The organism is Entomobacter blattae (genome assembly GCF_014672835.1).
GTDB classification, from domain to species: Bacteria; Pseudomonadota; Alphaproteobacteria; order Acetobacterales; family Acetobacteraceae; genus Entomobacter; species Entomobacter blattae.
The window spans coordinates 496,672-519,332 of the sequence record NZ_CP060244.1 but is presented as its reverse complement, the minus strand read 5'-3'; the positions used below and the strand labels follow the sequence as shown (position 1 = coordinate 519,332).

Genomic DNA, 22,661 nt, shown 5'->3' with positions numbered 1-22,661 from the left:
TTAGATGATAATTAATAGAGTCTATCCCCTTGAAATAAGGAGATCTCTCCTTGACGTTACTTTAAGAAAGAACAAAATAAAGAATAAAGTTTTAGAGAAATATTTTGATCTATTTATAATTTATGCCAGGAGCGCATGAAAGAGTATGAAAGAGAATGTTATGTTTGCGGCTAAGCGGGGGCAGCGCTTATTAAGCGCTCTTCTTATTGGAACAGCAATGGGGTCGCTAACAGGGGGTGTAAACCAACAGATTGCCCGCGCAGAAGGGGCCATTTCTCCCAGCCCAGCGGCAGCACATCTGCCCAATTTTGTTAATCTTGTTAAAGAGGTCAAACCGGCGGTGGTTTCCATTACGGCAACCATTAAAGTAAAGAATTCAGAAATGGAAATGCAGGGCGGCCAACAGGCGATGCCTTTTCCTTTTCCCTTTCCTTTCCAGATGATTCCTCAGCAATCTGGTCCCCGCATGGTAGAGGCTCGAGGTTCAGGGTTTATTATTTCGGCAGATGGCTATGTGGTAACCAATAACCATGTTGTTAAAGATGCCTCAAAGGTGAGTGTGCATCTTGAGAACGGACAGGTTTTTTCGGCCAAGATTATTGGGCGCGACCAAAAGACAGATCTGGCATTGTTAAAAGTCCACTCTTCAGCAAAGCTTCCTTTTATCCAGCTGGGCGAATCGAATGACGTTCAACCGGGTGAATGGGTGATAGCTGTGGGTAATCCTTACGGTTTGGGGGGCACTGTGACTGCAGGCATTGTCTCTGCTCGGGGGAGAGATATTGGAGATGGCCCTTATGATTCTTTCATTCAGATAGACGCCCCCATAAACCGTGGGAATTCTGGTGGGCCCCTTTTTACACAGGATGGCAAAGTGGTCGGCGTAAATACCGCCATTCTTTCTCCTTCAGGGGGTTCAATTGGGATTGGGTTTGCTATCCCTTCGGATGTTGTTAAAAACGTCGTAGAACAACTTCGGAAAAATGGGCATGTCGTAAGGGGATTTTTGGGGGTTACAACCCAGATTATTTCTCCATCCATGGCTCAAGCTCTTAAGCTGAAGCAAGAGACTCCCTCAGACCCTTATCATGGTGCACTCGTTGCTTCTGTCACCACAGATAGTCCAGCAGATAAGGCCGGGATAAAAGTGGGGGATGTTATTTTATCTGTCAATAACCACAAGGTTGATAACCCGCATGATCTTGCTGTGCAGGTGGCTGCCCTTGCCCCAAAAAGCCCGGTAGATATTATAGTTTGGCGGAATGGAACCAACACGAGCTTAAAGGCAGTTATCGGCAATCAGTTAGAAATGATAGGGGATGGTGGGCAAAATGGAGGCCCATCCTCAGGGAATGTCGGTATGGCTCTCTCTACCCTCAGCCCGGATATTCGCCAGCAGCTTGGTGTGGATGAAAGTGTCAAAGGGGTTGTGGTAAGGGAGATCTTACCCGGCTCTCCTGCTGATCAGGCGGGGTTACGCCCAGGTGATATTATTGTTTCGGTGAACCGTCAGGTTATGGTAAACCCAAAGGCGGCTGCAAACCTTATTAAAGAGCAATTACATAAAAACCAGCCTGTTTTATTGCAGGTCATTCACGATGGGCAAAATGTTTTCGTAGCCCTTCCCCCCGGAGAGAATTCTGAGGATAATTCTTTCTTAGGGGAAGATGGTGCGGGTCATTAATCTTTTTTAAAATCGTCTCTAATAAACAGCCACCAAATTACAATTGGTGGCTGTTTTTTTAAGGTGACCAAGGGCGAAAAGGAAAAATGCCCCTTGGTATTAAAAGTTGTAAAAGGTTGCTTTTTGTCCAGACCTAGCAGATTCCAATAGGGCAATCCTCTTACAGGGCAAAGGAGAGGAGAAAGGCAAAAAATAGCCCAAAAACAGCAATCAAGGTTTCAATAACTGACCATGTTTTCATCGTATCTCCCACAGTCATACCGAGATATTCCTTGATCTGCCAGAATCCTGCATCGTTAAGGGGGCCAAAGGCCACCGAACCAGCCCCTGTTACCAAAACCATCAATTCAGGAGAGGCAGCGTGGGTCTGCATGAGAATAGGGCCTATAATACTGGCAGATGTTGTCATGGCTACCGTCGCTGAGCCGGCTGCCACCCGGACAATAGCGGCAATAAGCCATGCCAGAAACAAAAGGGGAATATGGGCCATTACAGCGAGATCTGTTATGACTTTAGAGACACCGCTATCAACCAGTTCTCGGCCAAAACCACCGCCGGCTCCCACAAGAAGAATGATCAGTGCGGTAGGAGCAAGACATTCATTGGTGAAGGTCAGAATGGTCTGCCGAGAAAACCCCCGAGCGATCCCAAGGGTGTAAAAAGACATAATGGTGGCAATCAGCAGGGCCATATCGGTATTGCCAATAAAATGTAAGGCCTGATTGAAGGTTGAGCCTTTAGGGGAAAGAGTATCAGCGGCAGAGCCAATCAACATCAGGATAATAGGGGCCATGATTGTGGCAATGGTTATACTAAAGGGGGGAAGGTCTGTGCGCTCTTCCCGGCTGGTAAACTGAGTGGCCAGCGGATTATTTTCAGAGGGATGCACTTTATTGACAATAAACTTTGTATAAAGTGGGCCTGCAATGGCAGCTGTTGGAATACCAACAATAAGCCCGTAGAGAATAGTAAGCCCGATATCAGCATTATAAGATTGTACTGCCAGCATGGCTGCTGGGTGAGGGGGTAACATACCATGAACGACGGAAAGGCTGGCCCCCATCGGTAAGGCTGCCATAAGAAGGGGGGCATTGAATTTTTTTGAAAGAACAAAACACAAGGGGATCAGAAGAACAAACCCTACTTCAAAAAAGACGGGTAAGCCCACAAGGAGGCCTATAACCATCATGCCCCAGCTAATACGCTTTTCACCGCATAACCGAACAATGGTTAGGGCAATTTGGTCTGCCCCGCCGGATTCTGCCAGCATCTTTCCAAGCATAGTGCCAAGGGCAATCACGATGGCCACATGGCCAAGGACTTTCCCCATACCCTGTTCGAAGGATTGGATAACCTGTGTAGGAGGCATACCGGCAATAAGGGCCACGGCAATGGATACCGACATGAGAACAATAAAAGGGTTGAGATGGTAGCGGGCAATAAGGATGATAATTGCCAGTACCGCAGCAAGGGTAAGCCCAACAGCAAATAACGATGTCATGAGTTTATGATGATCTTTCTTGGTTGAGAACTTGTAGAGGGTTTTTGGTCTTTTGTTTTTAAAGTTGTTCTAGAATGACTTATCTTTATTTTTTTTTAAAATAAAAAAAAAATGAGTAGATGGCTGAACTATTTACTATGCAATATTTATAAACCCGTATTTTTTTCATGTTTTTAAAGGGAGAGGGAAGATATATTGGGTAAAACTTAAACGCGGATGATAAGTTAAGTAAAAATTTGGGATCCTATTCAGGATGCAACCATAGATCGGAGCTTTTTTCTGCTTTTGTGTAACCCGGTATGTAATCTGGAAAGACGGCTGCATTTTTAGTGCCTTTATAGTGGGGCTTTCTGTAGAAATGGGCAGAGGGTCTTCTGGTTTGTGGAACGCTAGACGCCCAGAAGAGAACTTCTAGATGAGACTTCCAGAGAATTTGGACTCTGAGGAGAATAAGGGAGCTATAGCCTGCGTTATACCAGTCAGCATTTTTTCAGAAACGTCCGTTTGTTCACCCCAGATCAGAAATTTCTCTGTATGGAGGGGATGGCCGCCCCAAACAGTCTCTTGGCGGTGGCGTTTTGCGAAACTTCTCTTCTGCATGGAGGGGAGAGCCTCTTCCTAGCTTGGAGTAGAGAGCAGAGTTTTACGGCGGATATGGTTTTTGTGTTGGGAATAGGAGGAGTGGATTATTTAAAAAGGCTGGCGTCTAAGTCGTATTTTTTTTAAAAATATGTCTGAGATAAAAACCAGCATAAGGAGCAAAAGAAATGCTGATCCGTAGCGATGAATTTGAGGATATTGAGACGCCAACAGGTCCAATGCGCACCTATATTTTTAGGCCTGCTGATGAAGGGCGATCTTATCCAGGGGTTGTGTATTTTTCTGAGATTTTTCAGCTTACTGACCCCATACGTCGCTTTGCCTCCTTTATCGCAGGGCAAGGCTATGTGGTTGCTGTTCCGGAAGTCTATCATGAATATGAACCAGCCGGTACGGTTCTAGGGTATGATCAAGTCGGTGCAGATCGGGGAAATGAGCTTAAATACCGTAAGCCCCTCAAGGCGTATGATGATGATGCCACGGCTGTCTTAAAGTGGTTAGCCCGTTATAAGGCCTGCTCTGGCAAGCTTGCCACATTAGGGGTGTGTCTAGGGGGGCATTTAGCGTTAAGGGCTGCCTTTAATCAGGGTGTATTGGCCGCAGCCTGTTTTTATGCCACCGATGTTCATAGCGCCACTTTAGGGGAAGGCAAAAAGGATGACACATTAAAGAAATTGCCAGAGCTTAAGGCAGAAACCATGTTTGTATGGGGTCGGCAAGACCCCCACATTCCCTATGAGGGGCGCAGGCTTATCCGTGATCGGTTAGAAGAATCCCAAATCCACTTTGAATGGCATGAATATAACGGCCAACATGCCTTTTTGCGCGATGAAGGCCCTCGTTATGATCCGGCCTTGTTTATGCTTGCCATAGAGCATATTAAGGCGCTCTTTGCTAAAGCCCTAGTTTAGGTTTATTTTAGGATATTTTTAGGGATAGTATTTTACTATTGAAGCTTGTGAAGCTTACGGGCCAGTTTTGAAAAATGCATAAGAGAGGGCAATAAGTCCCAACATCCTGGCCTGATCTTGCTGACTGTCTATGAAATGGAGAAAAGAGGTGGGTGAAACTTTAGGAGATGAAGGCTTGTACGGAAAAGCCCGCTTTTGGGCCATGTCGGCCATTTTGCTGACAGTCATGCTTTCCGTGCTCGATTATGCGATCGCCAACGTGGCATTGCCCCAAATTGCCATAGATATGCATACCACCAACTCTGCCTCTATTTGGGTAGTGAATGCCTATCAGCTGGCCTGTATGGTAACGATTCTGCCTTTTTCGTCTCTCGGTGCAAAAATTGGCTTTGCCCGTATGTATTATATTGGCTTGGCCTTGTTTACGATTGCTTCATTATTATGTGCAGTCTCAACCTCTATTCTTGAACTGGCTATTTTTCGTGCCTTACAGGGAATGGGAAGTGCCTCGGGTATGAGTGTTGGGGTTGCCTTAATTCGCTTTATTTTTCCTGCCAAGGAAATGGGGAAGGGTATGGCCATTAACGGTATGGTGGTGGCATTGGGCGCAGCCATGGGGCCATCCATAGCGGGAGGAATTTTGGCTTTTGCCAGCTGGCCGTGGCTGTTTTTAATTAATGTACCGTTGGGAATTTTGGCCTTTGTTGTCTCTTGGTTTTCCTTGCCCGAAACACCGCGGGTGGATAGACCATTTGATGTCATGTCAGCCTTTTTAAGTGTCGTGGGGATAGGCGCATTGATTATTGGTGGAGATGGTTTTGCTCATGATGGCAATGTTATACTGGCCGGCAGTCTTATTGTTGCGGGGATGATTTTTGTTGGCTTGCTTACTCAGCGCCAGGTTGGGAACCCACAACCCCTTCTTCCAGTAGATTTGTTGATGATCAGGGATTTCAGGGTTGCATTTATTGTCAGTATTACAGGTTTTATATGTGCAACCTCTTACATCGTCTCCATACCCTTTTTTCTTCAGGAACATTATCATTACACAGCAGCCCATACGGGCTTGATTATGACTTCGTGGTCTTTGGCTATTTTATGTATGGGGCCTATTGTCGGCAGGCTTGCCGATAGAGTGTCGGCAGGTATTCTGACTTCTATCGGGTTGTTCATTACCGGGATAGGGTTTGTTTTCTTATGTTTTTTACCGCACCCTCCAACAGATTTTGATTTTATCTGGCGTATTGGCTTGGCAGGGATTGGCTTTGGCTTTTTCCAACCTCCCAATAATAAGGAGATGATGGTTTCAGCACCTGCAAGCCGCTCGGGGGGTGCTGCAGGAATGGTCGCCATTGGTCGGCTTACAGGGCAAACTTTGGGTGCCATGCTGGTGGCCATGGTGTTTGAGCTGATTACTTACGAACCAAACAGGGTATGTTTAGCCATTGCTGCGGGCACTGCATTTTTAAGTGCCCTGTTAAGTGTAAGCCGGGTTTTTCTGAAAAGAGAGAAAAATTATCCGGGTTAAGGCGCGCTTTCGCCGATAAAGGCTGTAACATCGCCCTTTAATTTCATGGTTAAGGGGTGGCCTTTTCGATCCAGTGTTTTCCCAACGGCCACACGAATCCATTTTTCACTGATGCAGTATTCCTCTACGTTGAATTTTTCAACACCATTGAAGAGGATCCGAACATTTTGCTTTAAAAGCTCTTCATCATAAAAGGGGCTTTCAGGGTTGATGGAAAGGCGGTCTGGTAAGGATGCGGACATAAAAACCTCATAGAAATATAAAGATGATAAGCGTGTTTATACAGTGCCAAGTCTATAAAAGCCAATAAGCGGTTAAGAGTCTTCTTGATATTTTTTTTACGATCTTTCCTCTTCTGGTAAGCCATAATAACAGGCTAGTATAGTGCGGTTGAGCCGGGGGATGTCACTGGTTATAGGCATGAAGGAGAAGATATGCATAAGAAGATGAAAAAATGGCTACAGGGTTTTATTACGCACACACCGTTCTATGCTTTTTCGCTTTTTGCCGGTGTCGCCAGCAGTGCTCTTTATTTTGGTTGCTATCCTGCTAAGGCTGCTGGTTCTCCTTTGGATTATGGTGGCAGGCAACCTGTATTTATGCGTTTTCCAACCCTTAAAAATAACCAGATTGTTTTTATTGCTCATGGCAATTTATGGTCGGTGGATCGTAAAGGGGGGACAGCCCGTAGACTGACCACAGAGCTTGGGGATGAGTATATGCCCCGGTTTTCTCCCAATGGGCAGTGGATTGCCTTTACAGCCAGTTATCAGGGGAACCGCGATGTTTATGTAATTCCTGCCAGTGGAGGGAGCCCACGGCGGTTGACATATCATTCCGATATTACCCCTCAAGCTCCAGAGCGGTGGGGGCCGGATAATCTTGTCATTGCCTGGACACCGGATTCCAAAAAAATTATTTTTCTTTCCCGAAGGCAGGCTTGGAATAGCTGGATTACGCTTCCTTTTCAGGTGTCGGTGGAGGGTGGGTTGCCCGAACGCTTTCCATTGGATCGCTCAGGCTTGATGAGCTTTTCCCCTGATGGCAAAAAAATTGCCTATAACCGTATATTTCGGGATTTCAGAACTTGGAAACGCTATAATGGCGGTCTGGCCCAACAACTTTATACGTATGATTTGGTCTCACAGGAATTGACCCCTATTGCTAAGGGGTGGGGAAGCGCTACGAACCCTATGTGGTATGGTCAAAAGATTTATTTTATTTCTGATAGGGGAGACCAAAAACGGCGGAACCTTTGGGTTTATAACCTGGAAAATCACAAGGCAGAACAAGTCACCCATTTTACGGATTATGATGTGGATTTTGCCTCGCTAGGTGATAACGGCCTTGTTTTTCAGCAAGGGGGGAACCTGTATGTATTGGATCTTCCCGATCATACCCTTCATAAGGTTGAAGCCCAAGTTCCCGATGATGCTTCTCGTACGGGAAGGCGCTTCATCACTATAGATGAATATGTTCGCTACAAAGATACGGCTGAACAGCCAGATTACGATTTGGCCCCCAGCGGCAAACGGCTTGCGATTTCAGCCCGTGGAGAGGTGTTGACTGTGCCCGTGGACTATGGTGCTGTGCGTAACTTAACCAAAACGAGTGGGATAGATGAGGACCATCCAGCATGGTCACCCGATGGGCGCTTGTTAGCATATGCTACTGATAAAGATGGGGAGTATCAGCTTGCCATTCGCCCCGCGTTAGGGGGAGAAGAAAAAATTCTTACCCACTTTAAAAATGGTTATTTATATCAGCCTGTTTTTTCTCCAGGGGGGAAATATCTTGCCACGGCAGATGCAGGCCATAACCTTTGGGTAACCTCCATAGAAAATGGTCAGACGGTTCTGGTTGCAACGGATAAACATAGCGAGATCCATGACCAGAGCTGGTCGCCGGATGGTCGCTTCCTGGCCTATAGCCTGGTAGAAGAAAACCAGCAACGGAGTGTGTGGATTTACAATAGGGAAAAGGCTGAAGCTAGAAAGGTCAGCATGGGCGAGAATAGCGATTTCAATCCTGTTTTTTCTGCCGATGGTCACTATCTCTTCTTTGCTTCCCAACGGCATGATAATGCGGTGTTCTCAGAACATGAATTTAATGTTTCCACGGCTCAGACGATCGGCATTTATGTCACTCCCCTTACAGCGCAGCTCCAACCTTTATTGGGTATTCGCTCTGATGAAGGAAAATGGGTAAAAGATAAAGAGAAAAAAAACATTCCTACGGAGGATGCTCCCAAAACCACTATAGAGTTTGAAGGCCTTATGCAACGGGCAACCCCAGTTCCCCTCAAGCTAGGGAGTCTCCAGTCTTACGCCATTAGGGGGGATAAGCTTTTTTATCTGCTTGGGCCTGCACAATCTATCGAAGGGCCATTAGAGGGGGAGGATAAGGGCCGCTTATTTTCCTTTGATCTGAAAGAACGTAAGGATACCCTTATCCAAGGTGGGGTTGAAAGCTTTGTTCTCAATAGGGATGGCTCAAAACTTGCTTATCTTTCAGAAAAAAAGCTTTCCGTTATAGACGCGAAGGAAAAACATGAGCCCCCGAAACCTCTGGATTTTTCGACCGTAGGATTGTTTGTTTCTCCCCAAGACGAGTGGAAGGAAATGTTTCGTTCGGCCTGGCGCTTAGAGCGAGACCTTTTTGTGAACCCCCACATGAATGGTGTGGATTGGCAAGAGGTTTATAACCGTTATGCCAGCCTTTTACCCTATGTCGGTTCACGGAGCGATTTGAATTATCTGATTGGTGAGATGCAAGGCGAGCTCGGGAATTCCCATACCTATGTTGGGGGTGGTGATTATGGTGATATACGGCCACGCGCTCCCACCTTATTGCTTGGGGCAGAATTTACTTTAGATAAAGCTTCAGGGCGCTACCGTATAGAAAAAATCTATCCAGGGGATGCCACCCGTAGCGATTATCGTAGCCCGCTTGCTGAACCTGGCAGTATAGCCAAGGAAGGAGAGTATCTTCTGGCCATTAACGGGCAGGAGTTACGTAGCCCCCTTACGCCATATCAGCTTTTGGCAGGTGTTAAAGGCCCGCTCATGTTAACCTTAAGTGATGAGCTTGCTGGCAAGCCCCACGATATTACGGTTAATCCCATTTCTTCTGAATTGAATTTGCGTGAGAAAGCCTGGATAGATCATAATCGTGCTTTGGTAGAAAAAGAATCCCATGGACAGATTGGCTATATCTATCTTTCTGATATGGAAGGCCGTGGCATGGAGCAGTTTATTCGCCAGTTTTACAGCCAGTTAGATAAAGCCGGGTTAATTATTGATGACCGCTGGAATGGCGGTGGCTTCATTGATCAGATTTTGCTTGAGCGCCTAAGGCGTATCTTGGTGGGGATGTCTACTAACCGCCAATTAGGACAAGGAACCATCCCTCAACAGTTAATTAATGGTCCTAAAGCAGTATTGATCAATCAATATTCTGCTTCTGATGGGGATATATTTCCCTATTATTTCAGGGCCTATGGTCTTGGCCCTGTCATTGGCAAGAGAAGTTGGGGGGGTGTACGTGGTATTAGGGGAGAATGGCCTTTGTTGGATGGTGGCTATATTACCATTCCAGAAGAAAGCATCTATGGATTAAATTCCACATGGGTGATTGAAAACCAAGGTGTAAAACCTGATATTGAGGTAGAAAATACCCCTCAAGAGGTCTTGAACGGTAAGGATCAGCAGCTTCTTACGGCCATCCATTACGTTATGGATCAATTGGGCCAAAAACATTCCCATTTCCCACCCCCTCCTTCTTGGAGCAACCCTTATCCACCACAGGAATAGGGCAATGCGATCGGTAGTGAGTGGTTCAAAGAGCATGGGCCTAAACCGTAAGCCCCAGAACAGAGGGAAGTTTTTAGAATGAGCTGGATAATGAAACGAGCAGGAAAAGACAAATCAACCGAGCCCTTTAAACAGTGCTTCTTAAACAGCCTGGCTCACCAAAGCTCCTTAAGAAGGAGGGAAGAGAAACGCTGATGGAATGCAAGAGTTCTCTGTGTTTTTGTTTAAGCCCTCTTGTTAATGAGGGGAGAGCAATCAAAATACGTAGTAGAGTTTATTTTTAATAGTTCTATTTTTAAAGGAAGAATGATGCCCAGTTTATTTGATCCTATACAGGTGGGTGCCATATCAGCAGCAAATCGTATATTTATGGCGCCGCTTACGCGTGGGCGTGCGACAAACGAGTTTGTACCCACATCTATTATGGTGGAGTATTACGCACAAAGGGCCGGGGCAGGCCTTATTATTTCAGAAGCAAGCCCGATTAGTGTTGAAGGGGCTGGTTGGCCCTATTCAGCAGGGATCTGGAATGACAAGCAGGTCGAGGGGTGGAAGCCAGTGACAGAGGCCGTCCATAAGGCTGGTGGGCGTATTATTTGCCAGCTATGGCATATGGGCCGTATCGTTCACCCAGATTTTCTGGATGGAAAACCAGGGGTTTCCGCCTCGGCGACCATTGCTCCAGATTATGCCTATACCTATAAGGGAAAAAAACCTTATGAGCGCGCTAGGGCCTTGGGGGTTGAGGAAATTCCCCGTATTTTAAATGATTATGCCAATGCTGCTAAAAACGCCATGAGAGCCGGATTTGATGGTGTGCAGATTCACGCAGCGAATGGGTATTTGATTGATCAGTTTCTTCGTGAGGGGTCTAATTTCCGGAGTGATCAGTATGGTGGCTCGGTGGAAAACCGTGTACGCCTGCTAGATGAAGTCACCGGTGCTGTGGTGGATGCCATTGGGGCAGATCGCACAGCGGTAAGGCTCTCGCCGAATGAGCCGATTCAAGGTGTGTATGATAACAAGCCCGTACCTTTGTTTACCGAGGCAGCTAAAAGACTTTCTGCCCATAAAATTGCATTTTTGGAACTGAGAGAACCAGGCTCTAATGGCACATTTGGGAGAGGGGTGCATCCGCCAGTTGCGCCTGATATCCAAAAAGCATTTAAGGGGCCGCTGGTTTTGAATAGTGATTATACAGAAGAAATGGGCCAAAAAATCCTAGATGAAGGAAAGGCAGATGCCGTAGCTTACGGGCGTCCGTTTATTACCAATCCTGATTTGGTGCAGCGTTTTCGCGAGCATCTTCCCCTTCGTCCAATGGCAGATATGAAATATTGGTATGGTAAGGGGCCAGAGAGCCTGGAAGGATATCTTCAATTTAGTTAACTCTTGTTTTTATGAGAGTGTTGACGAGCGAGAAGCCAGCCTTACAACAGGGCTGGCTTTTTTGTGGGTGTCAATTTCCCCTTGCCTTACCGCCAGCAGAGGCCAAATATCGCTAGGGCTAGGGCTAGGGCTAGGGCTAGGGCTAGGGCTAGGGCTAGGGAGTTGGGAAAGTCCCTTCATTGTTTTATAGGTGTGGGGGTTTTATAGAAGTGGGGTGCTGACTTGATGAATACGCCATTTTCGCCGGTGGGTGAGGCTGCTAACTGTTAAAGGGGCAATGTCTACCGGAAAGTTTGGGGATAGAGGGCATTGCAGCACCTCACAAAGAAGGCCTTTTATTATGGCAGGGTGAGTAATAGCCATAATTGTTTTTTGGGATGGGAAGTCATGCGTGGTTAGGGTATGAATCCACTGTATGGCGCGTTGTTGCACATGAAATAGGCTTTCACCCTGGGAGGGTATAAAGTCGCTTTGCTGAAGCCATTTTTGATAGTCTGTTGGGTGTTGATCTGCAATGGTTTTTAGAGGCATTCCGCCCCATGTACCATAAGAGCAATCCGCAAGGGCGTTTGTGCAGGAAGAGGGTATTTCTAGCCAATGAGCGGTTTGCTCTGCGTTGCGATAAGGGCTGCAATAGCTCTGAAAAGGCCCAGTTTCCATAAGAGAAGACCTTTTGTTTTTGGGGAAACTGGCTGTGGGAATGAGTGCTTCATCCATCGGGGTTGAAAAAATGCCTTTTTTAAGCGCCAAGGTAGGAGCTGCTGAGATGAGATGCAATACAACCATGAAAGTGAAATCCGTAAAAAAAGAAAAAGACGGAGAGACAGAACAGAAAAGAGAAGCAGCAAAATAAAAGAAAATATCGTAATGACCAACTGCTGTGTTACCCCTTTCCACAAGTGATAGGGAAATGAGGAGATAGTAAGGTATTCCTGATCAGCTCAAGAGATCAGCAAAAAACGCCCCTCTGTCTAACAATTCTTTATAAATGGATATTCTCTGTCACCAAAAGGAGAGTAGCTCCTAGCGCTCTATGGGTTTCGATCGCATCTTCATTATTCACTGGGGCATAACGATCAGAAGCTGCTTTAACAGATTTTACAACCCCAATCGCATCCCATAGTTATCCGCAAAGGTCTGTCAAACAGTAAAAGGGATTACCCCGTAGCCTCCATATTAAAAAACAGCGCTCCTAACACTTCAACGGCAGAAGGTGCTGTGGGCCATATTTTGAGAAATACTTGTGGTGAGAAGGCGAGGTTATTCCAGAAGCTTCGGGTAATAGGATTTAGGGTTTTTAAAAGGGTTTATCCTTGTGAGATAAAGGATTATCAGTTACAGTCTAATATCATATACATAAGAGAAGACGAATATTTTGGTGCGGCCGCGCCACTGTATGGGTTATACCTACACCCTAGCCAGACCTTTTATGCCCTTTTGTCTATTTGTTTGTTTTGGGGCGCATTTCCCCCGTTAGGAGCCTATATGTTTCAATCTTCTGCCGTATCTAGACAAGACATTTTACCCACCATTCCTTTACGTCAGGTTATGCCCTGGGCACTATTTTCCCTCGTTTTGTTTACAGTCCTTCTTTATTTTGTTGGGGCCGAGCAAGGGGCAACAGCCGTTGTTTCAGGCCATTATATTCATGAGTTTGTTCATGATGGGCGCCATATTCTAGGATTTCCTTGCCACTAATATTTTTTGCTAACAGTCTTTGTTCCTGTTAAAGAAAGGGGCCCGAAGTATGGGGGCGCTATTGGCACGTGGCATGGTATCGGGATTTTTAGCAGCCTGCCTTGCGGTATTGGTAGCAGTATGGTTTGGTGAGCCGCAAATTACAAAAGCCATCCAGTTTGAAGAGCTGCACGCTCATGGGGGACCTTCTCATTCCCATCATCATGAGGGATATGGGGAGGAGAAGATGCACACTCAGCCATCCCCTTCTGAAGTCTCAGAGGAAGAGCCGGTGAGCCGGGGTGTTCAGAAAACATTGGGTCTGTTTGTGGCTGTCGCTGTTTACGGGGTTGCTTTTGGGGGTGTTTTTTCGATTGGGTTTGCCTTGCTCTACGGGCGTTTTTTTGGCAATGCCCTTTCCGTAAGAATGGTTTCTTTGCTGTTGGGTATGGCCGGTTTTTTGGTCTTTGTCCTCGTGCCTGGTCTAAAATATCCTGCTAATCCGCCTGCTGTTGGGTTGGCTGCGACAATAGGAATTCGTACGGCAAGCTACTTTGAAATGCTGTTATTTTCTTTTTGTTCCGCCATTTTTGGGGGGATTTTTTTCTTAAAGCTGCGGCAGGTTCTCTCTTCATGGAATGCAGCAATTGCAGGCGGGATTCTTTATCTGGCTTTGGTTGGTGTGTTGCAGCGGGTTTTACCACCTATGGTCGAAGTGCCGCCTGATTTTTCAGCCCTTGTGTTGTGGTCTTTTCGGATAGCCTCTTTTGCTATGCAGGCTGTGTTATGGGTTGGTATGGGGCTTATTTTTGGGGCCATGGCTGAAAAATATATGGCTACCCATTATCATGCCCTTCCCAAACAGACCTGATAGGGGAAAGAGGCTCTCTTGCTATCGGTAGGTTAGGGCCTCTTATAAGAGTTAGGGCTTCCCATAGAGGTGAGAATGGAATGAGGAGCTATATATTGCCAGGATATAATAAAATAACTGGGATTTTGGTTTTTTTAGTGGGCATCGGGTTAGGTGTGTTTCCCCCTTATTCAGCTCGCGCAATAGAGCTTGTCAAGGTTGTGCCCACTTCTCAGGTGCCTCTTTCTCTTCATCATCCTATTTTAACGTTCTATTTTAATGAAAAATTTAATCCTTTTAAAAGCCGGGTAGAACTTATTGAGGCCAAGGGGCCACCACAGTTGCTGACTATGGTTCCATCGGATGATTATAAGGCGTTAAGAACCAAATTGCAGCTACCCGTTGGGCATTATTCCTTACGTTGGCATGTTCAGACATGGGAGGAAGAGAAGGCCAACGGGGTTTATTCTCTCATTATTGTGCCCTAATAGTAGGGATGTTTGAAACGACTGTTTTCGCCTTTGTTTATTTTAGAGATGAATTTTAGAGATGATACGTGCGGGGGTATTGGGAACGCCATAAGGATCGCATGTCTTTGTTAGATGTTTCCGTCCGGCGGGAAAAATAGGCTTTACCAGCCAAAATAGATCAGGAGAAAGAAGGATTGAGGGGCCCTGGAGGAGGGTTGGGGAAGGTTCTTTTTTAGGAGCCCTCGCGTTTACTTAGCAGGCTTTCTAGCTGGTGGGGTGTGCGCGTTAGAGCGAAAAGGAGAGAATGTTATTCCAATGCTGCAGCTAACCCGGCTCCCGCTGCTAAAGGGCATAAAGGGAGCATAAGTGCCAGCAAGGCGGCTAGCAATTCCAGTTGGGCAGTGTAAGGCAAGTGATTTTGGGCGGCATCTAAGGCCGATGCGCCAAAAATAAGAACAGGAATTGCCAGTGGAAGAACCAATAAAGGCAAAAGCAGGCTACTTTTTCTTGCTCCTAAGGTAAGGCTGGCAATTGTACCACCCAAGAGGGAGAGGCAAATGGTTCCCACGCCCAGGCCCGTTAAAAGGATGGGTAAGGCTGAAAGGTCTATGGAGAGCATGATCCCCAAGGGTACAGCTATAATAAGAAGGGGTACTCCTGTTAGCAGCCAATGTGAGAGCATTTTTACAGCAGCAATAAGGGCTGGGGAGTAACCTAGCAATAAGAGCTGTTCAAGCGTGCCATCCTCATAATCTGAGGTGAAGATTTTCTCAAGGGGGAATAAACTGGCCAATAAGGCACAAACCCATAAAATTCCAGGAGCGATTCTGTGGAGGAGGGTTGGGGAGGGCCCTAAAGCCAACGGAAAGAGAGTGATTGCAATAATAAAAAACAGGATGCCCGCTAATGTATCGGTCCCTTGTTGCCAGGTAAGGCGTCTATCTCGCTGTAAAAGAGAGAAGATGAATTGAGGGAGGGTCATGACAAAAAATCAGAAAAATGCGAAAGGGGAGGAGTATGAAGGGTGTAGGGTGCCAGTTCCAGGGTTTGGGTGTTTTTAAAAGGCAAGGGGGTATGGCTGGTTACAATGGTTATACCCCCTTGCTGTTGGTGCTGCTCTATCATCTTACCCAAAAGGCTTGCGGTACTGGTATCAAGCCCAACATTGGGTTCATCGAGAAGCCACAGGCTTTTGGGCACTAGCAAAAGCCGGCAAAGGGCGACACGCCGTTTTTGGCCCGAGGATAAAAGATGAATGGGGATATCTGCCAGATTGTGTACATTCAGCTGTTCTAGGGCATTTAAAATAGTGGGGCGATCTGGGCAAAAGGGAAGAAAATTTTCCGTAGGGGTTAAGGCCTTTTTAAGGCTGTCCAGATGGCCGAGATAACTCAGTTGGCTGGTGTAAAGAAAAGGGTTGGCTGCTCTTACGGTTCCATCAATGCTAATAGAACCCGTTTGGGGTAAAATAAACCCTGCGATAGCCCGTAAAAGAGTAGATTTTCCAATTCCGTTTCGGCCCGTAATATAGAGGATACTCCCCGCTGAAAGCTGGAAAGAAAGATTGTGGAGAAGGGGAGTGTTGTTGCGGAATAGAGTAACCTGTTCAACTTTTAATGTCGCAGTATGCAATATTTTTGGGCGAGGAAAAGCAGTCATAAATAAAGGGTGTTTAAGTTAAAGGGTGTAGAAGACCCTTTTTAAGGTACTCTATTTTCTCGAAAAACAAAAGAAAACAAAAAGGAAAAGATGATCTTCCACCAGTATGAGGTTGAAAAGTTTGTAAAAAAATAGAGACAAAAAAACAGGTTTGGCCAGAAACAAAGTCGTGGCATAAGGAGAGTAATCGGCAAGCAAGGTCTTGTATAGGGTCTTTGCGTTTTTGCTAGGCGCATGCCAAATATAAAAATGAAATCTTAAGGGGAGCATACTAATGCAATCTGTGGGTCGGGATAAGCTGGAAACCTGTCAGGTTTTGGAAGTAGATGGAAAACCATACCATTATTTCTCTTTACAGGAAGCCCAACGGCATTTAGGCGATATAAATCGGTTACCGATTAGCCTCAAAGTCTTGTTGGAAAATATCCTAAGGTATGAGGATGGAAAAATCTATACTGTTGAGCATGCCCAAGCCTTGGCAGACTGGCAAAAGCAAGCCCATAGTGATCAGGAAGTTCCCTTCAGGCCCGCTCGTATTCTGATGCAGGATTTTACAGGTGTGCCCGCGGTGGTTGATTTGGCTGCCATGCGTGATGGGATAAAACATTTAAAAGGCGACCCCCAGAAAGTAAACCCCTTGGTGCCTGTTGATTTGGTCGTCGATCACTCTGTGATTGTTGATTATTCTGCAAGCTCTGATTCCCTCCAGAAGAATGTTGCCCTTGAGTTTGAACGTAACGCAGAACGTTATGCTTTTTTGCGCTGGGGGCAAGAGGCCTTTCAGAATTTTAGGGTTGTTCCACCGGGTATGGGGATCTGCCATCAGGTGAATTTGGAGTATCTGACGCAGGCTGTATGGGTGGCAGAAAGTGCCCAGAAAACATATGCTTATCCTGATACCTTATTTGGAACGGATAGCCACACCACCATGGTGAATGGGGTGGGGGTTTTGGGTTGGGGCGTTGGGGGTATTGAAGCTGAAGCGGCCATGTTGGGTCAACCGATCGCCATGCTTATTCCCGATGTGATTGGCGTTAAGCTGACAGGTCAGTTACAGGAAGGGGTTACGGCAACAGACCTTGTTCTAACGGTGACAGAAATTTTAAGAAAAAAAGGTGTTGTTGGAAAATTTGTTGAATTTTTTGGCTCAGCCCTTGATCATTTGCCCGTGCCGGATAGGGCAACCATTGCCAATATGGCTCCCGAATATGGGGCAACCTGTGGTTTTTTCCCCATTGATGCCCTAACGCTGGACTATTTTTACCAAACAGGTCGTTATACCCACCGCATCGCCTTAACAAAAGCCTATTTACAGGCGCAAGGGATGTTTCGAAATACAGAGACCCCAGATCCTGTTTTTACTGATGTGGTCGAGCTTGATCTAGGAAGTATTGAACCATCACTTGCAGGCCCTCGTAGGCCACAGGATAGGGTTGGTCTTAGTCAGGCTGCTATATCCTTTAAGAAGGTCTTGGAGAAAGACTATCATATCCTCGGGGCTGAGCAAGGCAAAGAAGTACCGGTAGAAGGGGCAAATTATGCCTTAAAACATGGGGCTATTGTCATAGCAGCCATTACCTCTTGCACGAATACGTCTAACCCTGCAGTGTTATTGGCTGCGGGTCTGGTGGCCAAAAAGGCTCGTGCCTTGGGGCTTAAACCAAAGCCGTGGGTTAAAACTTCTTTTGCGCCCGGCTCGCAGGTTGTGAGTGATTATTTGCAGGTGGCTGGGGTACAAAATGACCTCGATGCATTGGGTTTTGAAGTGGTGGGCTATGGGTGTACAACCTGTATTGGCAATTCCGGACCTTTACCCCAACCCGTGATAAATGCCATAGAAAGCCATAACCTTGTTGGTGTCTCTGTTCTTTCGGGGAACCGTAATTTTGAAGGACGGATTTCTCCAAATGTTAGGGCGAATTATTTGGCAAGTCCGCCTTTGGTGGTAGCTTATGCCCTTCTTGGCACCATGACAGATGATATTACCCGTGTACCACTAGGCTATAATTCCCAAGGAAAAGCCATTTATCTTAAGGATTTATGGCCTCGCCGCCAGGAAATAGAAGAGTTAATGGCTAAGGCCATCACGCGTGAGCAATTTGTGAATCGTTACAGTCGTATATTTGAGGGCACGCGTGAGTGGCAATCTCTCAAAGTGGCTCAGGGGTCAGAAACCTATCCATGGGATGATCACTCAACTTATGTGCGTAATCCTCCTTATTTTACTGGGATTACCTTTGAGCCCTCTCCTCAGAATTCTATTCGACAGGCCCGTATTCTTGCTCTTTTGGGTGATAATATTACAACAGATCATATCTCACCCGCAGGTTCCATAAAAAAGTCTTCTCCAGCTGGGATTTACCTTCAAAACCACCATGTGCAAGAGAAGGATTTTAACTCTTACGGATCTCGTCGAGGGAATCATGAGGTTATGATGCGGGGGACCTTTGCCAATATTCGTATTCGTAACCGTATGGTAGCAGACCGTGAAGGAGGAATTACCTGCCATTATCCCGATGGGAGGGTTGCGCCTATTTATGATGTGGCGATGGAATATAAAAAAGAGGCAATCCCGCTAGTGGTGATTGGTGGACGAGAATATGGAATGGGGTCTTCTCGCGATTGGGCTGCCAAAGGGGTGGCTCTATTGGGGGTTAAGGCCGTTATTGCCGTAAGTTTTGAGCGTATCCACCGTTCTAATTTGGTGGGTATGGGGGTTTTGCCATTAACGTTTAAAGATGGGATGACAGCAGAAACATTGGGGCTCACCGGTAAAGAGCTGTTTGATATTGATATACCAGAACAGTTAAAGCCGCGTCAGGAGTTGTCGGTTACCATAACCTATGACGATGGAAGCAAAAAAACAGTTTCGGTTCTTAGCCGGGTCGATACTGTAGACGAGGTTGGGTATTATCGGCAGGGCGGAATTTTATCGGCGATTCTTAGGGAGATGGCGCGGGAGAAGGCCTAAAATTATTGAACGAAAAAGTGTTATGGAAGAGGAAATGGAAAAATAGCGTTTGTAGTTTTTCTAAAACTGTGTCTTTCATGTCAAAAAAATGAATAAAACAAATAATAAGAGAAAGGTGCTCTATACGACTGACTATAAAGTAAATAAATTCAAGACGTCAAAATACTCAGACTTTGAGAGTTGAGCATTTGTTTTTGGGTTTAAGCCCGTTCAGTTTCTGTTTAAAGATATATTGAGGGAGAGAATTAATGGGAGATTCTGACGTTTTAAAGGCATTGGCGCGGCTAATGCTTGGATGGTTATACGTCTATTTTGGTTATATAAAGCTTGCCGTATTTGGTATTGCTGGTACAACAGGGTATATGGAGTCCCTTCATCTTCCTATGCCAGCAATTGCAGCTGTCGCTGCCATTGTTATTGAGCTAGGCTTAGGGACAGTTTTTGTTCTTGGTCTTTGCACCCGTTGGTTAGCGCTGCTCTTTACGCTTTACTCTGTGGTCACAGCGGTGACAGGCCATCAATACTGGACAATGACAGAAATGATGCCCCATCTCGATGCCATGGAGCATTTCTGGAAGAATGTTGCCATTGCAGGTGGTTTTCTTATGTTCTTTATTTATCCTCGTTGTTCCATTTCTCTTGATAGACTTTTGTTTAAAAATAATTAGTCTATCTTAGCTTTTGTTCGACTTTATTCTGGGGTTTTTGGATTCTTTAAGAGTTTTTATAGGTCATACCCCAGAATAGATTGCAAATATATTGTAAATTAGGATGAAATAGACTACACTAACCAAAATTTACTTTCCGTGTTGTTGGGGGGTGGCCAAATGGTCACCTTTTTTATTGTGAGTAAGAGTTTGATTAGCCAGACTGGCCTAGAAAGAGATATTGCAAATCTTGTTGCTCCCACTTTGGAAGATATGGGGTACGAACTGGTACGAGTCTCTGTCTTGGGGAAAGAAGTGCCCACCATTCAGATTATGGCGGATAAAGCCGATGGGTCCCTGATTTCTATAGAGGATTGTGAGGCTATTAGCCATGCTGTAGGGGCTGTTATGGATGTCGAAGACCCCCTTCCAGGAGCTTGGAATCTGGAGGTTTCTTCTGCGGGAATAGACCGTCCTTTGGTGCGCCTGAAGGATTGGCAGCGTTTTGCTGGCCATATTGCCAAGGTGGAGTTGGAATTGCCAATAGAAGGGCGTAAACGGTTTAGGGGTTATATTTATTCAGTAGAGGATCAGCAGGTCAGTTTGCGCCTTGACAATGGAGAGACTGTTTCCTTTTTATTTCCAAACCTCCGTAAGGCACGTTTGGTGCTAACGGATGATTTAATAGAAGCGTCGTCACGAATGGTTGGGGTCAAGAAAAACTAAATCAGCCTTACTTGTTGTAAATAGGCTGTCATTTGTTAAGTGAGAGGTATTATGGATACGTCTGTTGTTCGTCCGGAGCTCCTTTTTGTTGCTGAAGCAGTCGCAAGGGAAAAATCCATTGACCGAGAAGAAGTTCTTGAAGCCATGGAGCAAGCCATTCAAAAAGCGGGGCGGGCAAAATATGGCCACGAAAAGGATATTCGGGCCAATATAGACCGCAAAACAGGCGAGGTTCGCCTTTCTCGATGGACCCAGGTGGTAGAGCATGCTGAAAACGAAGATACGCAGATACCTGTGGCCATTGCTCGCAAATTTCAACCTGAAATTGAAGTTGGGGAATATTTGGTAGACCCTCTGCCCCCAATTGATTTTGGACGAATCGCTGCTCAAACAGCAAAACAGGTTATTGTTCAACGCGTTAGGGAGTACGAGCGCAAGAAACAATATGAAGATTTTAAAGATCGGGTCGGCGAAGTGGTGAACGGAACTGTCAAACGCACGGAATACGGGAACCTGATGGTTGAGATTGGGAGTGCAGAAGCATTACTTCGTCGAGATGAGCTTATCCCTCGTGAGAGTTTTCGCAACTCCGATCGTGTAAGGGCTTATATTTATGATGTGCGCAATGAGTCCCGTGGACCACAAATTTTTCTCTCCCGCACTCATCCAGCCTTTTTAGCAAAGCTTTTTGCCCAGGAAGTGCCAGAGATTTACGACGGAATTATCGAAATTAAGGCTGTTGCGCGGGATCCAGGGTCTCGTGCCAAAATGGCTGTGACCTCCAAAGATTCTTCTATTGACCCTGTCGGGGCATGTGTTGGGGTAAAAGGTACACGTGTGCAGGCCGTTGTGCAGGAACTTCAAGGGGAGAAAATCGATATCGTGCCATGGAATGCGAATCCTGCCACTTTTGTGGTGAATGCCCTGGCTCCGGCAGAGGTGAGTAAGGTTGTTATGGACGAAGAGGCTGGCCGGGTTGAAGTGGTTGTTCCTGATGAGCAGCTCAGCTTAGCGATTGGGCGGCGGGGGCAGAATGTGCGTCTGGCAAGCCAGCTTACTCGCTGGGATATTGATATTTTAACAGAAGTTGAAGAATCTGAGCGTCGCCAGGAAGAGTTCATGCGAAGGACAAAACTCTTTGTTGAAAGCTTGGATGTCGATGATGTTATCGCAGGGCTTCTGGTAACAGAGGGGTTCTATACAATTGAGGAATTAGCCTTTTCTCCTCCAGAAGAGCTCGCAGAAATTGAAGGGTTTGATGAAACCCTGGCGGGTGAACTGGTGCAACGGGCCGAGGCCTTCCTTGTTAAAAAGGAAGAAGAGCTCGATGATAAACGCAAAGCCTTGGGTGTTACTGATGAGGTGGCCGCTATTGAGCATTTTACGGCGCAAATGCTTGTAACATTAGGAGGGAAGGGGGTTAAAACCCTTGATGATCTTGGTGATTTGGCCAGCGATGAATTGCTGGAAATTGTGGGGGAAGAGGCATTTTCCCAAGAAATTGCCAATGAGATTATTATGGCAGCCCGTGCCAGCTGGTTTGAGTCAGAAGAGGGGACGTCATAAAAAAATAGGGATTTATCAATATTATCAGTAAAAAAGAAAACAGGAACCAGAATGGGTCTTGACCTAACAGCAGAAAAGCTTATGTCTTTAACGCAGCAACGAGAGAAAAAGTCTGAGCGCCGTTGTATTGTTACAAAAGACATTCTGCCACCAGAGCAGATGTTACGGTTCGTCATCTCCCCTGAAGGGGTAGTGGTTCCTGATTTTAGCAGAAAGTTGCCAGGAAGAGGTTTTTGGTTGAATCCCACGCGAGAAATATTGCATACTGCCCTTAAACAAAAAGCGTTTGATAGGGTAGCAAAGCGTAGGGTTGTTCTGCCAGAAAATTTGGAAGAGATTTTAAAAAAAGGCTTTTTGGGAAGAATTCTGGAAAAAATTGGTTTGGCCCGTAAATCAGGCCAGGCAGTCAGTGGATTTACAAAAGTTCGGGAGTGGGTAGTTCAAGGGCGGGCAAACCTGGTTATACAGGCCAGCGATGGTAGTGCAGCAGAGCGTAACAGGGTGCTTTCAGGGCATTCAGAAATTAAGGTTGTAGCCGTCATACCCGCTGTGGAAATAGGAAAAATATTTGGGCGAGAGCATGCTGTGCACGCAGCAATTTTGAAGGGTACCTTGGCAGATCAACTCCAAGGTGAGGTGGAACGCTATATTGGGCTGGTTGGCTAGTTTT

19 protein-coding genes are annotated in these 22,661 nt (G+C 46.0%); 14 read left to right on the top strand and 5 right to left on the bottom strand.

What is annotated here, in order from left to right; translation table 11 throughout:
* The first annotated feature begins 145 nt into the window (after positions 1-145).
* Positions 146-1,684, top strand: a complete 1,539-nt coding sequence (locus tag JGUZn3_RS02345) for a Do family serine endopeptidase (protein ID WP_203414154.1) — start codon at positions 146-148, stop codon at positions 1,682-1,684.
* A 160-nt stretch (positions 1,685-1,844) separates the two neighbouring features.
* Here JGUZn3_RS02345 and JGUZn3_RS02340 read toward each other — a convergent pair whose 3' ends face one another.
* Positions 1,845-3,185: a GntT/GntP/DsdX family permease gene (locus JGUZn3_RS02340; RefSeq protein WP_203414153.1), complete on the bottom strand. Its 1,341-nt coding sequence runs from the start codon at positions 3,183-3,185 to the stop codon at positions 1,845-1,847.
* 767 nt (positions 3,186-3,952) lie between these two features.
* Between JGUZn3_RS02340 and JGUZn3_RS02335 the strand changes: the two genes are divergently transcribed.
* The gene (locus JGUZn3_RS02335; protein WP_203414152.1) at positions 3,953-4,696 is read left to right on the top strand and encodes a dienelactone hydrolase family protein; all 744 of its coding nucleotides are present in this window, start codon (positions 3,953-3,955) and stop codon (positions 4,694-4,696) included.
* A gap of 148 nt (positions 4,697-4,844) precedes the next feature.
* Positions 4,845-6,224: an MFS transporter gene (locus tag JGUZn3_RS02330; RefSeq protein ID WP_238996866.1), complete on the top strand. Its 1,380-nt coding sequence runs from the start codon at positions 4,845-4,847 to the stop codon at positions 6,222-6,224.
* Here JGUZn3_RS02330 and JGUZn3_RS02325 read toward each other — a convergent pair.
* Positions 6,221-6,466, bottom strand: a complete 246-nt coding sequence (locus JGUZn3_RS02325) for a DUF3297 family protein (RefSeq protein WP_203414150.1) — start codon at positions 6,464-6,466, stop codon at positions 6,221-6,223. The genes JGUZn3_RS02330 and JGUZn3_RS02325 overlap by 4 nt on opposite strands.
* A 192-nt stretch (positions 6,467-6,658) precedes the next feature.
* Between JGUZn3_RS02325 and JGUZn3_RS02320 the strand changes: the two genes are divergently transcribed.
* Both JGUZn3_RS02320 and JGUZn3_RS02315 read left to right on the top strand, forming a co-directional pair.
* Complete coding sequence (locus tag JGUZn3_RS02320; protein ID WP_203414149.1) at positions 6,659-10,036, top strand: S41 family peptidase; 3,378 nt, start codon at positions 6,659-6,661, stop codon at positions 10,034-10,036.
* Positions 10,037-10,345: 309 nt separating this feature from the next.
* Complete coding sequence (locus JGUZn3_RS02315) at positions 10,346-11,425, top strand: alkene reductase (protein WP_203414751.1); 1,080 nt, start codon at positions 10,346-10,348, stop codon at positions 11,423-11,425.
* Positions 11,426-11,626: 201 nt separating this feature from the next.
* Here JGUZn3_RS02315 and JGUZn3_RS02310 read toward each other — a convergent pair whose 3' ends face one another.
* A complete protein-coding gene (locus tag JGUZn3_RS02310; protein WP_203414148.1) occupies positions 11,627-12,085 on the bottom strand; it encodes a histidine phosphatase family protein in 459 nt (152 codons plus the stop codon).
* Positions 12,086-12,125: 40 nt separating this feature from the next.
* Here JGUZn3_RS02310 and JGUZn3_RS02305 point away from each other — a divergent pair, with 40 nt between their 5' ends.
* The 4 genes from JGUZn3_RS02305 (at position 12,126) to JGUZn3_RS02290 (ending at position 14,440) form a co-directional block, all read left to right on the top strand.
* Positions 12,126-12,278: a hypothetical protein gene (locus JGUZn3_RS02305; RefSeq protein WP_203414147.1), complete on the top strand. Its 153-nt coding sequence runs from the start codon at positions 12,126-12,128 to the stop codon at positions 12,276-12,278.
* A gap of 632 nt (positions 12,279-12,910) precedes the next feature.
* Positions 12,911-13,123, top strand: coding sequence for a CbtB domain-containing protein (locus JGUZn3_RS02300; protein WP_203414146.1), 213 nt, complete (start codon positions 12,911-12,913; stop codon positions 13,121-13,123).
* 49 nt (positions 13,124-13,172) lie between these two features.
* Positions 13,173-13,973: a CbtA family protein gene (locus JGUZn3_RS02295; protein WP_203414145.1), complete on the top strand. Its 801-nt coding sequence runs from the start codon at positions 13,173-13,175 to the stop codon at positions 13,971-13,973.
* Positions 13,974-14,053: 80 nt separating this feature from the next.
* Positions 14,054-14,440, top strand: coding sequence for a hypothetical protein (locus JGUZn3_RS02290; protein WP_203414144.1), 387 nt, complete (start codon positions 14,054-14,056; stop codon positions 14,438-14,440).
* Positions 14,441-14,729: 289 nt separating this feature from the next.
* Here JGUZn3_RS02290 and ccmB read toward each other — a convergent pair whose 3' ends face one another.
* Both ccmB and ccmA read right to left on the bottom strand, forming a co-directional pair.
* Positions 14,730-15,404 carry a heme exporter protein CcmB gene (gene ccmB, locus JGUZn3_RS02285; protein ID WP_203414143.1) on the bottom strand — a complete coding sequence of 225 codons (675 nt, stop codon included), beginning with the start codon at positions 15,402-15,404 and terminating at the stop codon, positions 14,730-14,732.
* The gene (gene ccmA / locus JGUZn3_RS02280) at positions 15,401-16,081 is read right to left on the bottom strand and encodes a heme ABC exporter ATP-binding protein CcmA (RefSeq protein ID WP_203414142.1); all 681 of its coding nucleotides are present in this window, start codon (positions 16,079-16,081) and stop codon (positions 15,401-15,403) included. Before ccmA ends, ccmB begins: the two co-directional genes overlap by 4 nt.
* Before the next feature lie 274 nt (positions 16,082-16,355).
* On the opposite strand from ccmA, the gene acnA reads away from it, so the two are divergent.
* The 5 genes from acnA (at position 16,356) to JGUZn3_RS02255 (ending at position 22,657) form a co-directional block, all read left to right on the top strand.
* Complete coding sequence (gene acnA, locus JGUZn3_RS02275) at positions 16,356-19,052, top strand: aconitate hydratase AcnA (protein ID WP_203414141.1); 2,697 nt, start codon at positions 16,356-16,358, stop codon at positions 19,050-19,052.
* A 248-nt stretch (positions 19,053-19,300) separates the two neighbouring features.
* Positions 19,301-19,720 carry a DoxX family protein gene (locus JGUZn3_RS02270; RefSeq protein WP_203414140.1) on the top strand — a complete coding sequence of 140 codons (420 nt, stop codon included), beginning with the start codon at positions 19,301-19,303 and terminating at the stop codon, positions 19,718-19,720.
* Positions 19,721-19,879: 159 nt separating this feature from the next.
* Positions 19,880-20,425 carry a ribosome maturation factor RimP gene (rimP, locus tag JGUZn3_RS02265; protein WP_203414139.1) on the top strand — a complete coding sequence of 182 codons (546 nt, stop codon included), beginning with the start codon at positions 19,880-19,882 and terminating at the stop codon, positions 20,423-20,425.
* 51 nt (positions 20,426-20,476) lie between these two features.
* Complete coding sequence (nusA, locus tag JGUZn3_RS02260) at positions 20,477-21,991, top strand: transcription termination factor NusA (RefSeq protein WP_203414138.1); 1,515 nt, start codon at positions 20,477-20,479, stop codon at positions 21,989-21,991.
* A gap of 51 nt (positions 21,992-22,042) precedes the next feature.
* Positions 22,043-22,657 (top strand): RNA-binding protein, encoded by a 615-nt coding sequence (locus JGUZn3_RS02255; protein WP_238996865.1) that lies wholly within the window; start codon positions 22,043-22,045, stop codon positions 22,655-22,657.
* The last annotated feature ends 4 nt before the right edge of the window (positions 22,658-22,661 follow it).

Bases quoted from the DNA above. Each gene is read 5' to 3' on its own strand.
- JGUZn3_RS02255 (WP_238996865.1), top strand. From the start codon at position 22,043: ATGGGTCTTGACCTAACAGCAGAAAAGCTTATGTCTTTAACGCAGCAA.
- JGUZn3_RS02340 (WP_203414153.1), bottom strand. From the start codon at position 3,185: ATGACATCGTTATTTGCTGTTGGGCTTACCCTTGCTGCGGTACTGGCA.
- nusA (WP_203414138.1), top strand. From the start codon at position 20,477: ATGGATACGTCTGTTGTTCGTCCGGAGCTCCTTTTTGTTGCTGAAGCA.
- JGUZn3_RS02290 (WP_203414144.1), top strand. From the start codon at position 14,054: ATGAGGAGCTATATATTGCCAGGATATAATAAAATAACTGGGATTTTG.
- JGUZn3_RS02335 (WP_203414152.1), top strand. From the start codon at position 3,953: ATGCTGATCCGTAGCGATGAATTTGAGGATATTGAGACGCCAACAGGT.
- ccmB (WP_203414143.1), bottom strand. From the start codon at position 15,404: ATGACCCTCCCTCAATTCATCTTCTCTCTTTTACAGCGAGATAGACGC.
- JGUZn3_RS02300 (WP_203414146.1), top strand. From the start codon at position 12,911: ATGTTTCAATCTTCTGCCGTATCTAGACAAGACATTTTACCCACCATT.
- JGUZn3_RS02315 (WP_203414751.1), top strand. From the start codon at position 10,346: ATGCCCAGTTTATTTGATCCTATACAGGTGGGTGCCATATCAGCAGCA.
- rimP (WP_203414139.1), top strand. From the start codon at position 19,880: ATGGTCACCTTTTTTATTGTGAGTAAGAGTTTGATTAGCCAGACTGGC.
- JGUZn3_RS02295 (WP_203414145.1), top strand. From the start codon at position 13,173: ATGGGGGCGCTATTGGCACGTGGCATGGTATCGGGATTTTTAGCAGCC.
- JGUZn3_RS02345 (WP_203414154.1), top strand. From the start codon at position 146: ATGAAAGAGAATGTTATGTTTGCGGCTAAGCGGGGGCAGCGCTTATTA.
- JGUZn3_RS02305 (WP_203414147.1), top strand. From the start codon at position 12,126: ATGAGTGCTTCATCCATCGGGGTTGAAAAAATGCCTTTTTTAAGCGCC.
- ccmA (WP_203414142.1), bottom strand. From the start codon at position 16,081: ATGACTGCTTTTCCTCGCCCAAAAATATTGCATACTGCGACATTAAAA.
- JGUZn3_RS02310 (WP_203414148.1), bottom strand. From the start codon at position 12,085: ATGGAAACTGGGCCTTTTCAGAGCTATTGCAGCCCTTATCGCAACGCA.
- acnA (WP_203414141.1), top strand. From the start codon at position 16,356: ATGCAATCTGTGGGTCGGGATAAGCTGGAAACCTGTCAGGTTTTGGAA.
- JGUZn3_RS02270 (WP_203414140.1), top strand. From the start codon at position 19,301: ATGGGAGATTCTGACGTTTTAAAGGCATTGGCGCGGCTAATGCTTGGA.
- JGUZn3_RS02320 (WP_203414149.1), top strand. From the start codon at position 6,659: ATGCATAAGAAGATGAAAAAATGGCTACAGGGTTTTATTACGCACACA.
- JGUZn3_RS02325 (WP_203414150.1), bottom strand. From the start codon at position 6,466: ATGTCCGCATCCTTACCAGACCGCCTTTCCATCAACCCTGAAAGCCCC.